Origin of the sequence: Halomonas sp. PA16-9 (genome assembly GCF_009728585.1) — a bacterium.
Lineage (GTDB): Bacteria > Pseudomonadota > Gammaproteobacteria > Pseudomonadales > Halomonadaceae > Vreelandella > Vreelandella titanicae.
This window is the reverse complement of sequence record NZ_CP040451.1, coordinates 229,870-242,985: the sequence shown is the minus strand read 5'-3', so window position 1 is coordinate 242,985 and position 13,116 is coordinate 229,870. Positions and strand designations below refer to the sequence as shown.

The 13,116-nt window shown below is 57.1% G+C and carries 13 protein-coding genes, 3 pseudogenes and 1 riboswitch; of the genes and pseudogenes, 8 read left to right on the top strand and 8 right to left on the bottom strand.

Going from position 1 to position 13,116, the window contains the following annotated elements:
- The first annotated feature begins 117 nt into the window (after positions 1 to 117).
- Positions 118 to 1,290 (top strand): class C beta-lactamase, encoded by a 1,173-nt coding sequence (ampC, locus tag FDY98_RS01150; protein ID WP_035539380.1) that lies wholly within the window; start codon positions 118 to 120, stop codon positions 1,288 to 1,290.
- 191 nt (positions 1,291 to 1,481) lie between these two features.
- Positions 1,482 to 2,147: a cupin domain-containing protein gene (locus FDY98_RS01145; RefSeq protein ID WP_022520852.1), complete on the top strand. Its 666-nt coding sequence runs from the start codon at positions 1,482 to 1,484 to the stop codon at positions 2,145 to 2,147.
- Here FDY98_RS01145 and FDY98_RS01140 read toward each other — a convergent pair.
- Together FDY98_RS01140 and gloA are read right to left on the bottom strand one after the other, a co-directional pair.
- Positions 2,144 to 2,512, bottom strand: a complete 369-nt coding sequence (locus tag FDY98_RS01140) for a DUF6164 family protein (RefSeq protein ID WP_027958804.1) — start codon at positions 2,510 to 2,512, stop codon at positions 2,144 to 2,146. The two genes, FDY98_RS01145 and FDY98_RS01140, sit on opposite strands and share 4 nt — an antisense overlap.
- A gap of 9 nt (positions 2,513 to 2,521) precedes the next feature.
- Complete coding sequence (gene gloA, locus FDY98_RS01135; protein ID WP_009288132.1) at positions 2,522 to 3,058, bottom strand: lactoylglutathione lyase; 537 nt, start codon at positions 3,056 to 3,058, stop codon at positions 2,522 to 2,524.
- Positions 3,059 to 3,302: 244 nt separating this feature from the next.
- Here gloA and FDY98_RS01130 point away from each other — a divergent pair, with 244 nt between their 5' ends.
- The 4 genes and pseudogenes from FDY98_RS01130 (at position 3,303) to FDY98_RS26450 (ending at position 5,540) form a co-directional block, all read left to right on the top strand.
- Positions 3,303 to 3,647 carry a hypothetical protein gene (locus tag FDY98_RS01130; RefSeq protein ID WP_022520854.1) on the top strand — a complete coding sequence of 115 codons (345 nt, stop codon included), beginning with the start codon at positions 3,303 to 3,305 and terminating at the stop codon, positions 3,645 to 3,647.
- A 54-nt stretch (positions 3,648 to 3,701) separates the two neighbouring features.
- Positions 3,702 to 3,800: riboswitch (TPP riboswitch) on the top strand.
- Between the two features lie 23 nt (positions 3,801 to 3,823).
- Positions 3,824 to 4,631 (top strand): annotated as a pseudogene (gene thiM, locus FDY98_RS01125) (hydroxyethylthiazole kinase).
- On the top strand, positions 4,621 to 5,253 hold the full coding sequence (gene thiE, locus FDY98_RS01120; RefSeq protein ID WP_027958802.1) for a thiamine phosphate synthase: 633 nt from the start codon (positions 4,621 to 4,623) through the stop codon (positions 5,251 to 5,253). The pseudogene thiM and the gene thiE overlap by 11 nt, the downstream one beginning before the upstream one ends.
- 107 nt (positions 5,254 to 5,360) lie before the next feature.
- Positions 5,361 to 5,540 carry a LysR family transcriptional regulator gene (locus FDY98_RS26450; protein ID WP_340146623.1) on the top strand — a complete coding sequence of 60 codons (180 nt, stop codon included), beginning with the start codon at positions 5,361 to 5,363 and terminating at the stop codon, positions 5,538 to 5,540.
- A 278-nt stretch (positions 5,541 to 5,818) separates the two neighbouring features.
- Here the strand turns inward: FDY98_RS26450 and FDY98_RS26445 are convergent, their stop codons facing one another.
- The gene (locus tag FDY98_RS26445) at positions 5,819 to 5,989 is read right to left on the bottom strand and encodes a hypothetical protein (protein WP_340146622.1); all 171 of its coding nucleotides are present in this window, start codon (positions 5,987 to 5,989) and stop codon (positions 5,819 to 5,821) included.
- 350 nt (positions 5,990 to 6,339) lie between these two features.
- On the opposite strand from FDY98_RS26445, the gene FDY98_RS01110 reads away from it, so the two are divergent.
- Together FDY98_RS01110 and FDY98_RS01105 are read left to right on the top strand one after the other, a co-directional pair.
- Positions 6,340 to 6,768 (top strand): DoxX family protein, encoded by a 429-nt coding sequence (locus FDY98_RS01110; RefSeq protein ID WP_442907953.1) that lies wholly within the window; start codon positions 6,340 to 6,342, stop codon positions 6,766 to 6,768.
- Positions 6,769 to 6,870: 102 nt separating this feature from the next.
- Complete coding sequence (locus FDY98_RS01105; protein WP_340146621.1) at positions 6,871 to 7,491, top strand: DODA-type extradiol aromatic ring-opening family dioxygenase; 621 nt, start codon at positions 6,871 to 6,873, stop codon at positions 7,489 to 7,491.
- On the opposite strand, the pseudogene trhP reads toward FDY98_RS01105, so the two are convergent.
- From trhP to FDY98_RS01080, 5 genes and pseudogenes are all read right to left on the bottom strand, one after another.
- Positions 7,476 to 8,854: pseudogene (gene trhP, locus FDY98_RS01100) on the bottom strand (prephenate-dependent tRNA uridine(34) hydroxylase TrhP). The gene FDY98_RS01105 and the pseudogene trhP overlap by 16 nt on opposite strands.
- Before the next feature lie 140 nt (positions 8,855 to 8,994).
- Positions 8,995 to 9,870: a DMT family transporter gene (locus FDY98_RS01095; RefSeq protein ID WP_027958798.1), complete on the bottom strand. Its 876-nt coding sequence runs from the start codon at positions 9,868 to 9,870 to the stop codon at positions 8,995 to 8,997.
- A gap of 89 nt (positions 9,871 to 9,959) precedes the next feature.
- Positions 9,960 to 11,291 (bottom strand): D-alanyl-D-alanine carboxypeptidase family protein, encoded by a 1,332-nt coding sequence (locus tag FDY98_RS01090; protein WP_035539384.1) that lies wholly within the window; start codon positions 11,289 to 11,291, stop codon positions 9,960 to 9,962.
- 328 nt (positions 11,292 to 11,619) lie between these two features.
- The gene (gene rplQ / locus FDY98_RS01085) at positions 11,620 to 12,006 is read right to left on the bottom strand and encodes a 50S ribosomal protein L17 (protein ID WP_008959150.1); all 387 of its coding nucleotides are present in this window, start codon (positions 12,004 to 12,006) and stop codon (positions 11,620 to 11,622) included.
- Positions 12,007 to 12,045: 39 nt separating this feature from the next.
- Positions 12,046 to 13,040, bottom strand: a pseudogene (locus tag FDY98_RS01080) (DNA-directed RNA polymerase subunit alpha).
- Positions 13,041 to 13,116 lie beyond the last annotated feature (76 nt).

Sequence of the window (13,116 nt, the reverse complement as noted above, 5' to 3'; positions counted from 1 at the left end):
AAAATATCGCTGTTTGTGAATTGCCGCAGCGCGCCGTAAGTTAACCCCTGTCACAGGCTTTGCGTCTGGAAATAACTCTCCGCCCTCTCTTGGTATTAATCACAACAGGATTTTGGTATGCGTAAGATGTTAGCAGCAAACTGCGGCCTTATCATGACAGGTTCGCTTCTACTCAACGGCACTGCATGGGCTTCCGGCACGCCTGAAAGCGCCGATATTGAGGCCTTGGTGAACGATACTATCGCGCCTTTGATGGCCGAACACCGTATCCCCGGCATGGCGATTGCGCTGAGCATTAACGGCCAGCAGCACTACTTTAATTATGGCCTCGCTAATCAAGAAGCGGGGATTCCGGTCACTGATGAGACGCTGTTCGAACTCGGCTCTATCAGCAAGATTTTCACGGCTGCACTCACTGGCTATGCCCAGGCTAGCGGCGCCCTCTCGCTTTCCGACCCGGCCAGCCACTACCTGACTGAACTTGAAGGCAGCGCCTTCGATGAGATCACGCTGCTGGAACTGGGCACTTACACGGCGGGCGAGCTGCCGCTGCAGTTCCCTGAGTCGGTCCAAAGTGAAGAGACGATGATCGACTACTACCGCCAGTGGCAGCCTGAATCCGCCCCTGGCAGCCATCGGCTCTACTCCAACCCGAGCCTGGGCCTGTTCGGTTATCTCGCCGCACAAAGCCTTGGTCAGCCCTTCGAGATGGCGATGGAGGAGGCGCTGTTTGCCCCGTTAGGGCTTGAGCATAGCTACTTTCAGGTGCCTGAAGCGCAGCAGGCGAACTATGCCTACGGTTACTCTAAAGAGGATGAACCCATTCGGGTGAACCCAGGCATGCTGGATGCCCAAGCCTACGGATTGAAATCGACTGCCGCAGACGTACTAACGCTGGTGGAAGCCAATATGAGTGGTGCTGAGCTTAATGAACCACTAAGCCAAGCCTTGGCCGCTACGCGCACGGGGTACTTTGAGGTCGGCAATATGACCCAAGGACTCGGGTGGGAAAGCTATGCCTACCCGGTGGCGCTCGATCAGTTGCTGGTAGGCAACTCGCTTGAGATGATTTTGCAGCCCAACCCCGCCAACCGCTTAACCCCACCGCTAGCCCCCAGGCAGGAAGCGCTCTATAACAAAACCGGCGCTACCAACGGCTTTGGCGGCTACGTGGCTTTTGTACCCAGCGAGCAAATCGGCATTGTGCTGCTGGCTAACCGCAACTACCCCAATCAGGCGCGCATCGAAGCAGCACAACATATCCTTACCAAGCTGACTGAAGCGCCCTAAGCAAGCAGCCAGACAACCTGATGCCGCCTTCGTGAACTGCACCCCAATCGTTGGATATTCATCCAATGGTTGGGGTGTTTTTTATGGCGATATAACGAAGATCAAACAACCGAAAGTTGCATTTTTTGCTGTCGATAAGGAGACTAGCACCCTCCCCCGTCACTTACCTTCACTGCGAAGAGCCCTTTCCCATGCGTCTAAACGCCGATTTTAGCCACTTTGCCTGTGTTACCCCGGAAGAGTATCAGTGGGTCGATTCCCCCAGCGCGGGGGTAGAGCGCATGATGTTTGACCGGATTGGTGATGAAGTTGCTCGCGCTACCAGCCTTGTGCGCTACGCCCCCAATACAAAGTTTGAGCGGCATACCCACGGCGGCGGCGAAGAGATTCTGGTATTGGAAGGCGTGTTCGCCGATGAGCATGGGCGCTACGCGGCGGGCAGCTACTTAAGAAACCCCATTGGTACCGGCCATACCCCGCAAATTGGCGAGGAAGGCGCGCTGATATTTGTCAAACTGCACCAGTTTGACCCCAACGACACGCTACAGTTGGCAGTGCCAGCGCATCGGCTGCCCTGGCAGCCTGATCGACGCCCGCGCATTGCCTATAAAATGCTGCACACCTACAAGCAGGAGCGCACCAGCCTGGAGCGCTGGTCGGCGGGCACCTCCATTACCTACCCCACGCTGCTGGGCGGGCTGGAGTTTTTGATTCTGGAAGGCACACTGAGCGATAGCGAGCAGAGTTACACGGCAGGCACCTGGTGCCGCTACCCCAGCGGTTCTGCTCCGGCACTTACCGCCGGTGATGATGGCGTCATGATGTACCTCAAACGCGGCCATCTGCCAGCTGCTTAGCTTCGCGACATACCCAGGAACGGCAGCAGCGTAAGGGCGGCAATAAGCCCCACTGCTAGCAGTACTAACACGACCTGCACCGGGTGAGCGGCCAAACGACGCCACAGTGTATCCGCGTCACCCCGCTCAACCGCCGCCTGGTGCTCGCGTTGGGCGCGCTCAAGGCGCTCCGCCTGGTAGGCCTCTAACGCCGCGATGGCAGCGTCGTGCTGATGTGGATTGCGCAGCCAAATCGCGTCAACGCCCAGGCGGAAAAAGCCCGCCTGGGTTTCATAGGTATCAAAGCCATGGGCAGCGAGCAGGTCACGCACCTCCATGGCCTCTTCGTCGGTCACATGGCGCAGCCGGAACAGTAGTTCAGCCATTGGCGTGCCTCAAGAGTCGCTCTTCCCCACCATCAGGTCTGCCTGAATCACTTCGATCCAGTAGCCGTCCGGGTCTTTAACGAAGATAACATCTTTCATCTTGCCCTGATCGGAGCGTTTGACGAAGGTGACGTCATGCTCGTCGAACCACGCCTGGGCCGCTGCCAAATCCGGTACGTTGAAGCAGATATGCCCAAAGCCCTGGGGTTCGGCATTGCCATCGTGATAGGCGAAATCTTCCTGGTCTTCAGTCCCCCAGTTGTGGGTCAGCTCCAGCAGCCCTTTCTGGCTAAACGTCCAGGCGGTACGCGCTTGTGCATCGTCCGGAACGCTGTCGCTGGGTTCCAGGTTGGCCAGGAAGTAGAGCGAGAACTGCATCTCTTCGAAATCCAGCCGCCGCATCACCTGCATACCAAACACTTTTGAGTAGAACGCCAATGCCTGCTCAGGGTCTTTCACCCGCAGCATGGTGTGGTTTAAACGAAACCCTTGAGTTTGGGGCGGCGTAGCCACGACGCCAGGATGCTGCTCGCCTTGAAAACTCATTTTGCTCTCCTATCGCTGATGTTGATCATTGAATCCATTGAGCTTCACGTACCGCTTACCATGGGGGCTTTATGGCCATAATAACAGCCCTTACAAGCACGTAGGCAGTGTCGTATCGAGGTGCCGATAAGCGCACTGGCAATACTAAACAAAAACCCTACACTTATTCTTCATAAGCTTTACAAAAAGCAGTTCCCGCAACATGAGTGATGCCCCACCTTTGAGGCGTCCACAGGAGTTTTCCATGAGTGCGATCGATATGACGCTGGGTGACCACCTGACGCTAAAACAGCTTTCCAATGCGCTTCACAACGGTTTTTCGCCGATTGTTGAAGTCGAGTCGATGGATGGAATCTACAAAGTGCGTTTTCACCATGCTAACGGCGTGTCTGAGCTGAGCGATAACAAGGGCCACGTCAGTACTTTTCTGGGCACGGGCGAAATCCGCGATACCCTGGGCCAACTGGGCTTGACCCACGGCGTGCTAACCTTCGCCGACCAGTGTGGTGACGAGATGATTGGGGTCGAGGGTAAAGCGATGACACCTGATGAAATGCTTACCTACGGTACGCGTATTTCGTTTCGTTAGATTGCTATCGTCCGCATCCGGGGCTTTACAGGGCTACTTCAGGCAAGGATAGTAATCCCTCGACAGGGGCGCCCTCCGTTACGGTTGGGCTGAGAAGCACCCTTTGAACCTGAACCGGATAACACCGGCGTAGGGAGTCGTGGTAACGCTTACCACCTCCCTGCCGGGAGGATGCTATGACCCTACGCCCGCTTGGCGATTACCTTGAGACGCTGCGCTCAGTGACACCGCTGGTTCACTGCATAACCAACTATGTGGCCATGAACAGCACTGCCAACCTGCTGTTAGCCACCGGCGCGTCGCCCGCCATGCTGCATGCGCCTGAAGAAGTGGCTGAATTCACGGCTATCTCCGCGGGGCTGTCGATTAATATCGGTACGATCTCTGCCCACTGGGCTGACGCTATGCTCACCGCCACAGCGACTGCCGATCAGCATGCCATTCCCTGGGTATTAGATCCCGTCGCCGTTGGCGCCACGCGCTATCGCCAAACGCTGTGCGCGAAGCTGCTGGCCGCTAAACCCAGCGTGATCCGTGGCAATGCGTCTGAAATTCTTGCCCTTAACGGTTTAGCTAGCCAAGGCCGCGGCGTGGACGCCACAGCCGCCACCGACCAAGCCGTGGACGCTGCAATAGCATTAGCGCAAAAACACGGCTGTATTGTCGCGATGACCGGTGAAAGCGACTGGGTGACGGACGGCACACAGCACTACCGCATTAACGGTGGCCATCCTTTGATGCCCCGCGTAACAACGCTTGGCTGTGGGCTGAGCGCGCTAGTGGCGGGATTTGTGGCTGCCAACCGCGACCCCACTGGGTGCAACGGCAGCCGCGCTGGCCTGCTTTGCGGTCACAGGAGAGCGTGCGGGCAGCCACGCCAACGGGCCTGGTAGCTTTCAAGTGGCACTGCTGGATGCGCTGTATCAACTCACCCCTGACGACCTCACTACTTATGCCCAACTGGAGGCAATCCATGCCGCTTGATCTATCGCTCTACTTGGTCACCGATTCCACGCTCTGCCAAGAGCATGGTTTGGAACAAACGGTTGAGGCAGCGGTAAAAGGCGGTGTCACCATCGTGCAGTTGCGTGACAAGCATGCCAGCGACGAACAGATGATTGCCCAAGCCAAACGGTTAAAAGCGCTTCTGGCGGGCACCGGTGTCCCGCTGATCATTAACGACCGTTTGCAGGTGGCACTAGAAAGCCAGGCAGATGGCCTGCATGTCGGTCAGAGCGACGCAGCCGTTCAGCAAGCGCGCCGGGTGCTAGGTGAGCAAGCGATTATCGGCCTGTCGATCAATACTATCGCCCAACTGCAAGTCTCTCCGTTTGAGCTACTCGATTATGTCGGGATTGGCCCGGTGTTTGCCACCGAGAGCAAACAAGATCACGCCCAGCCCATCGGCTTTGGTGGCTTGGCTGCGCTGGTCAAGGCGTGCCCACTGCCCAGCGTGGCCATTGGTGGGCTGAAAGCGGATCATGCGATTAGCGTACAGCGCGCGGGAGCGAACGGTTTAGCGGTGATATCAGCCATTTGTGGCCAGCCCGACCCTTACCAGGCAGCGCGCGCTTTTCAGATTTTCCAAGCCGATTCGGCGTCATGAATCAGTTAGAGCATATCGTCGCTTTTGTGCGGTAGCCGAGTTGGGTAGCTATACCCGCGCTGCTGAAGCGGCTGGATATTTCCCGCACTCGCGTATCCCGCCAGGTCATGGCACTGGAAGAGACATTGGGCGCGCGACTGATACAACGCACCACGCGACGACTACATCTCACTGAGGCCGGAGAACGCTATCTAGTCCGCGCCCAAGGGATACTGCAAGCGCTCGATGAGGCCGCCGCCGAGGTGGGCCAAGGTACAGCGATATGTGCGTGGGCGGCTGCGCGTTAATGGGCCGATGAGTTTTGGCACCCGCTACCTAGCGCCACTCGTCGCGCAATTTATGCACACTCACCGGCGCTGGAAGTGCGCCTGGATTTGAACGACCGCCGTGTCGACCTGCTGGAAGGGTTACGACGTAGCGATCCGTATCGGCAGCCTGCCGACTCCAGCTGGTGGCGCGCCGACTGACGCGGTGCCGCCCTACTGTTTTGCGCCTCGCCTGAATATCTTGCCAACCACGGTGAACCCGACAGCGTTCAAGCCCTTGCCAAGCACCACTGCCTACGCTACCGCAGCGGCCAACAGAGCGCTGACTGGAAGATTGCCACGCAGTCATTGACGGTCAATGGCCCACTGGAAAGAATAACGGCGATGTACTCACCCACGCCGCGGAAGCTGGCCTGGGCATCGCTCAGCAGCCCAGCTTTCTGGTCACAGAGAGTATCGCCAGCGGGCATTTAGTGCCCATTGACCAATGAGCCAGCGGTACGGCTCGATGTTCACGCGCTCTACCCCGCCCGGCGCTACCTGCCGCCAAGGTGGAGCGCTTCATCGACCTGCTCACCGAGGCATGGGGTGATCCGCCGATTTGGGGCAAAACATTGGATTATCGCCAATAACGCAACAGTGATGTGCAAAATACGCTGATTATCTCGATCTTATCCGGCTGTAAAGTAGCGTCATCAACCACTCGATGGAAGCTACTACGATGACAACGCATACTCACTCTGCCCCCTCTCTACAGCCCTCTGTACAGCACTCTTTACAACCCCAGGCCATCTCGCTACTGCGCGTCGCACTGGGTGTGATGGCCCTTGCTCACGGTTTGCTCAAGGTGTTTGTATTTACCCTACCGGGCACCGTCGGCTATTTTGAATCACTGGGTTTACCAGGGTTTCTGGCCTACTTGACCATTGCCGCGGAAGTAGGCGGTGGAGCCGCTCTGATTCTGGGTGTTTACACCCGCTGGGTGAGCCTGGCACTGGTGCCGGTACTGCTTGGTGCTGCTTGGGTGCATCTTGGCAACGGCTGGATGTTTTCAAATGCCGGCGGCGGTTGGGAATTCCCGGTATTCTGGACGCTGGCGTTAATCGTGCAAGCCGGCCTGGGCAGCGGCCGCTGGGTGTTAAGCAAACCGATTCGCCTAACACTAAAACTATCGCCTAACCCTATTGCCAGCGCTTGCTTACCGCCAGCGTTGGCAATGCTGCTGAGGAGACTCACTCATGTTACCTAGTCTGTTTATTTCCCATGGCTCGCCCATGCTGGCCCTCAATAAAACCCCGGCTCATGCCTTTCTACGCGAACTGGGCAGGCAGCTTGCGCCAAGGCGGTGGTAGTGGTCTCAGCGCACTGGGAGAGCCTGGCGCTCAAGGTCAGCATCAGCGCCAAGCCAGAAACCATTCACGACTTTGGCGGCTTCCCACAGGCGCTTTTCGAGTGCCAGTATCCCGCCCCGGGTGAGCCGGAACTGGCTGAACGGCTGGCCGTGTTACTGGGCGCCGAGCGGGTAGAGCGCGGCCTGGATCACGGCGCCTGGGTGCCCCTTTCGCTGATGTTTCCTGACGCCAATGTGCCGGTTGTTTCGCTGTCGCTTCCGGTGCGCTGGAGCAATGCGGAGCTGGTCACGCTGGGCGAGCGCCTGTCGGCACTGCGGGAAGAGGGGATTTTGGTGATCGGCTCGGGCAGCCTGACCCATAACCTGTATGAAATCATGCCCCAGGAGAGCCCTATGCCCTGGGTAGGTGCATTTGCCACTTGGGTGAGCGACCGCCTTATCGCCAATGATCGTGAAGCACTGCTTAGCTGGGAGAACGCCCCCAACGCGCGGGAGAACCACCCGACCCCTGAACACTTCCAGCCGCTGCTGGTGGCCATGGGGGCAGGAGGTGACGCAAAACAGCTACACCACAGCGTGGAGCACGGTGTGCTTGCAATGGACGTTTATGCGTTTAGCTGATCGCTACCCCCCAACGATTCAGATTGTGCTGCTCTGGAAGGCTTGAGATCACGCATTAACAGCGCAAACTCAAGCTGTTCAGGGGTAATGCTGACCTTGGGAACGGGGATTCGCACGCGATGCCCAGAACCAGGTGCTGCGCTCTGCGCTTCACCTCGCAAGTTCTCGATATGCTCAAGCACGAAGCGGTGATTGCCACCTGGCAGCATAAGCTCCATGCCATCCCCTACTTCAAAGCGATTTTTAACCTCGACTTCCAACCTGCCACGAGCCGGATCGAAACCCAGCACTTCACCGACGAACTGTTGGTGAACGCCGATCGAGTTCCCTGCTCATAGCTTTGGAACTCACCGTGCACATGGCGTTGATAGAAACCTTCGGTGTACCCTCTATTCGCCAGGTTCTCAAGTTCATCCATTAGCCGTTTATTGAAGGGGCGCCCAGCGACTGCGTCATCAATGGCTTGGCGATAGACTTGCGCTGTACGCGCAACGTAATAATGGGACTTGGTGCGCCCTTCAATCTTTAGTGACGCCACGCCCATTTGCGTCAGTCGAGCCACGTGCTGCACCGCGCGCAGATCCTTGGAGTTCATGATGTAGGTGCCGTGTTCATCCTCATACACAGGCATCAGCTTGCCAGGGCGTGAAACGTCTTCAATCAGCGCCGAAAGCTCGTCTGGGCTGCCGACCGCTGCACTGCCACTTCCTTGGGCGGCTATTAAGTCGCCCGTGTCATCCTGGGTCGCTGCTACGGTGTTGTATTTCCAGCGACACGCGTTGGTACAGGTACCTTGATTAGGGTCGCGATGATTGAAATAACCCGACAGCAGGCAACGCCCTGAATAGGCGATACACAGTGCGCCGTGAACAAAGGTTTCGATCTCTAAGCCTGGGCACTGTTCGCGTATTTCGCCGATCTCTTCCAGTGATAGCTCCCTAGACAAAATGATGCGGCTGATACCCTGCCGCTGCCAGAATTGGGCGGCAGCCCAGTTGACGACGTTCGATTGCACCGAGAGGTGGATAGGTTGATCCGGCCAGCGATCACGAACCATCATAATCAAACCGGGATCCGACATAATCAGCGCATCGGGCCCTGCCTCGATCACCGGCGCCATATCCTGAAGGTAGGTTTTCAGTTTGCTATTGTGAGGGGCAATGTTGGAAGCAACGTAAAACTGCTTGCCTCGGGCATGGGCATACTCGATACCACGGTGTAAGTTATCAATTTTAAAATCGTTGTTGCGCACTCTGAGAGAGTAGCGTGGCTGCCCTGCGTAGACCGCATCGGCCCCATAGGCAAAGGCGTAACGCATGTTCTTGAAGGTGCCGGCAGGGGAAAGTAGTTCGGGGGCTTGCATAGACAGTCACCGTGATCAGGACGATGGCTCGCAGCGGACTGCGATGAAAGGCCAGGATTATAACCAGCCCAAACCCGCCGTTTTGGCAAGCTCACCGCTTCCGTGACCTAGATCAAAAAGTGGCGGTAGAGTGACGTCAGTTAAGCGGTAGGACGACGTTTAAGGGTTGTCCTACGGTCGTGATACGCCACCGCTAACCCGCTGCCCATTATCAAGGCACTGCCTACCCAGACCCAGAGATCCGGCATTTCGCCCCAGAACCACCAGCCCAGCAGTACCGCCCAGAGCATGGCGGTGTAATCAAACGGCGCGGCGATGGCCGCAGGAGCAAACCGAAAGGCCAAGGTGATGAAAGCGGTGGCCGCAACGCCCAATACTCCCGAGGCGAAAAAGCCTACCCAGTGCCACGGCTGGGGTGTCTGCCACACCCAGGGCAGCGTTAGCGCGGTCACCACCAGCGGCACACAGGTCATGTAAAACAGCATTGCCCAGAGGTGTTCGCGGGCGCCGTAGCGCCGGGCGGTAATCATCATCAGCGCATAGAATAGCGCCGCCCCCACCAATACCAGCGCGCCCATCTGAAACGCATCGCCGTTGGGCCGCACCACGATCAGCACCCCCGCAAACCCCACCAAGGATGCGATCAGCACCGGTGGATCAATGCGCTCACCCAACAATGGCACCGAAAGCAGGGTCACAAACAGCGGCGCCACAAAGGCAATCGCCGTGGCCTCCGCCAGGGGGAGAAGCGTTAGCCCCCATACGAAACAGACCATGGTGGCGGTATAAATCAATCCGCGCAGCAAATGGACACCCGGCCGTTTCGTACGCAGCTTGCGTAACCCGCCGGCAAAATGGGCAAGCAGCGCAATCAGCGGTAGCGATACCAAGGCACGGAAGAAAATAATCTGCAGTGGCGAGTGCACTTCACCTAACCACTTGGAAACAGCGTCGCCTAGGGCGAGGAAAAGAACGCCCAAACACATGCAGAGTATGCCTTTCAGCGAGGTTGTCACCGCGATCTCCCTGTTCACTGGTCAATACAAAGTGCCAAAAAAGAAAAACCCCGCCAATTAGCCATTGGCGGGGTGATGACGGCCCCCCCTTACAAGCTGGCGTTAACGACCATACAGTCCATACCTTGGGAGTGCAGCTCACGGCACGCTTGGCGAGCGCGCTGCTCGTCCAATGCCATTAGCCGGGCGCGATAAACCGGGTTTTGGCCCTCTACCGTGTCTACAGCAATGCGTCCGCCTAAAGTCTGAGCAATCCGCTGAGCCGCCTGCTGCGCCAATTGCCGTGCCTGGGCTTCACGACTGAAAGCACCCACTTGCACCCCCCAGCCGCCGCCCGTTTCATTGACAGAGGCCATCTTGCGTTCACGCTCAATGAACGCTTGAAGTGGGTCGGGCTGTGGATCTTCGCTTGCCGGCGTGGGGCGCTGAATGGTGACAATATCGGCTAGCTGTTCTTCAAGATCGACAACCGGCGTTGAGGGGGTAGAGTTACTCGATGGTGACAATGTTGACGTTTCGACCACCGCCAGCAGGGGTTGGCGTGACGCTGGCTGCTGTGGTGCCACCGGCTGAGCAGGGGGTGCAAAGGCCATAAATTCCCGCGAGAAGCTGGTGTCACCCATCCAGCTTTGCTGGTCGCGTAGCGACGCACGCAAGAAGCTACGATCCAGCAGATTGGCCATATGGGTATCCCGGGACTGGGATGAAAAACCACCCATGACGACGCCCACCAGCCGCCGATCACCGCGCACTGCGGTAGTGGCCACGTTAAAGCCAGAGGCGCGAATGAACCCCGTTTTTAGGCCATCGGCACCTGGGTAGTCACGCACCAATCGATTGTGGCTGGTGTGCCGGGTGCCGCGGTAGGTAAACTCTTGCAGGCCGAAGTAGTGGTAGTACTGGGGGAAGTCCTGCATCACGCGTACCGAAAGCGTGAGCATATCCCGCGCGGTGGTGATTTGGCCGTCATCCGGCAAGCCAGAGGCATTGCGAAAGGTGGTGGCATGCATGCCCAGCTCGCGTGCCTTGGTGGTCATCATTTGGGCAAAGTGGGCTTCGCTGCCGCCCAGGGCTTCGGCAACCACTGCGGCAACATCATTGGCAGAGCGAACCGCGAGTGCGCGAATAGCGGTATCCACCGGAATTGAGCTGCCCGCCGCCAGCCACAGTTTGACAGCAGGCTTGGCGGCAGCGTAATGGGAAACCGGCAAGGGTTGGTCCAAGCGCAGCGTACCCTCTTCTAACGCTTCAAAGGTTAGATAGAGCGTCATCATTTTGGTAAGCGACGCAGGATAGCGCTGATCGTCAATATTCTCGGCGTAAAGCACTTCGCCATTGTCCAGATCAACGACAATACCCGCATAGCGCGGGTTGTCGGCATGCGCAGTAGTGACCATCGCAAGTATGAGCAGCATTAGCATACTCAAAAACCCTATCGCCGACGCTCCCCGGCAGCGCTTTTTATCCTCGCATACATACCTGCCCCTTGCTTGTTATCAATGCGCTAGTTCGAATCGCTGTTTAACCAACCTGCCACTGCTTAACTACCATGCCACACTCAAGCTACAACACAAGGCTTGCCAAGCGGCACGCGACGCTTACTCAATTTAATAATAGGCCGAGTATAGGGTATTAGTACGAAGAATAGACGCCGTTAAGTGTAGAAAACAGAAGATAAATGCGCCCATAAAAAAACCGACCACTGAGGGTCGGTTTTCATTCGCTACCAAAGAGGCCTGGCGCAGAGGATTACTCTTCTGCAGCGGCTTCTTCAACAACCGGACGGTCAACTAGTTCAACGAACGCCATAGGCGCGTTGTCGCCGGTGCGGAAACCGCACTTGAGAATACGGACGTAACCGCCCGGACGCTCGGCATAACGCGGACCCAATTCGTTGAACAGTTTGCCGACGGCTTCTTTAGAGCGCGTGCGGGCAAACGCCAAACGACGGTTTGCAACGCTATCCTGCTTAGACAAGGTGATCAGCGGCTCGATTACGCGACGCAGCTCCTTGGCTTTCGGCAGGGTTGTCTTAATGACTTCATGTTCGACCAGCGAGACAGACATGTTCTTGAACATGGCCTGACGATGCGAGCTGGTGCGATTCAGATGACGACCACTCTTACGATGACGCATGGTTGTAATTCCTTACCAAACTGGGACTCAAGTCGACGCTCACGCGGAGGCTTTGTCGTCCTTCAGGCTTGCCGGTGGCCAATTTTCCAACCGCATGCCAAGGGACAAGCCGCGAGCCGCCAATACATCTTTGATTTCATTCAAAGACTTTTTACCGAGGTTCGGTGTCTTCAACAGCTCAACTTCTGTGCGCTGGATAAGATCACCGATGTAGTAAATATTCTCGGCTTTTAGGCAGTTCGCGCTACGAACGGTCAACTCAAGATCGTCTACGGGGCGCAATAGAATTGGATCGACATGATCCTCTTCCTCTTCGACTTCCTGTTCTTTATCAGCTTCCAGGTCGACGAAGGCGGCCAGCTGCTCTTGCAGGATGGTCGCACTGCGACGGATAGCCTCTTCCGGATCCAGGGTACCGTCGGTTTCCAGATCGATAATTAGCTTATCGAGGTCGGTGCGCTGCTCGACACGAGCGGCCTCAACCGAGTAGGAAACACGGCGGACAGGGCTGAAGGTGGCATCCAGCTGCAGGCGGCCAATGGCACGTGACTCTTCATCAGAGCCGCGCGCGTCAGCCGGTTCGTAGCCACGACCCAGCGCTACCTTAAGCTGAATTTTCAGCTCGGCACCTTCATTGACATGAGCAATGACGTGGTCCGGGTTGACGATTTCGACGCTATGATCAAGCGCAATGTCGCCAGCGGTGACGACGGCTGGGCCCTGCTTGTTCAGCGTGAGCACCGCCTCATCGCGGCTGTGCATCTTGATCGCAACATCTTTCAAGTTCAGGAGGATTTCAATGACATCTTCCTGCACCCCTTCAAGCGCACTGTATTCATGCTCGACGCCGGCGATTTCAGCCTCTACCACGGCACAGCGGGCATGGACGAAAGCAGAATGCGACGTAGTGCATTCCCCAGGGTGTGACCAAAACCACGCTCGAACGGTTCGAGCACGATTTTGGCGTGATGTGCGCTGATTTCTTCGACCTTGATGTCGCGAGGACGGAGAAACTCTGTCACTGAACGCTGCATATGAACACCTTTCAGGCTGCCAAACGGATACTTGGTACTCGGTAAGATCTGGTGCGGGCGTTAAACCGGCACCAGA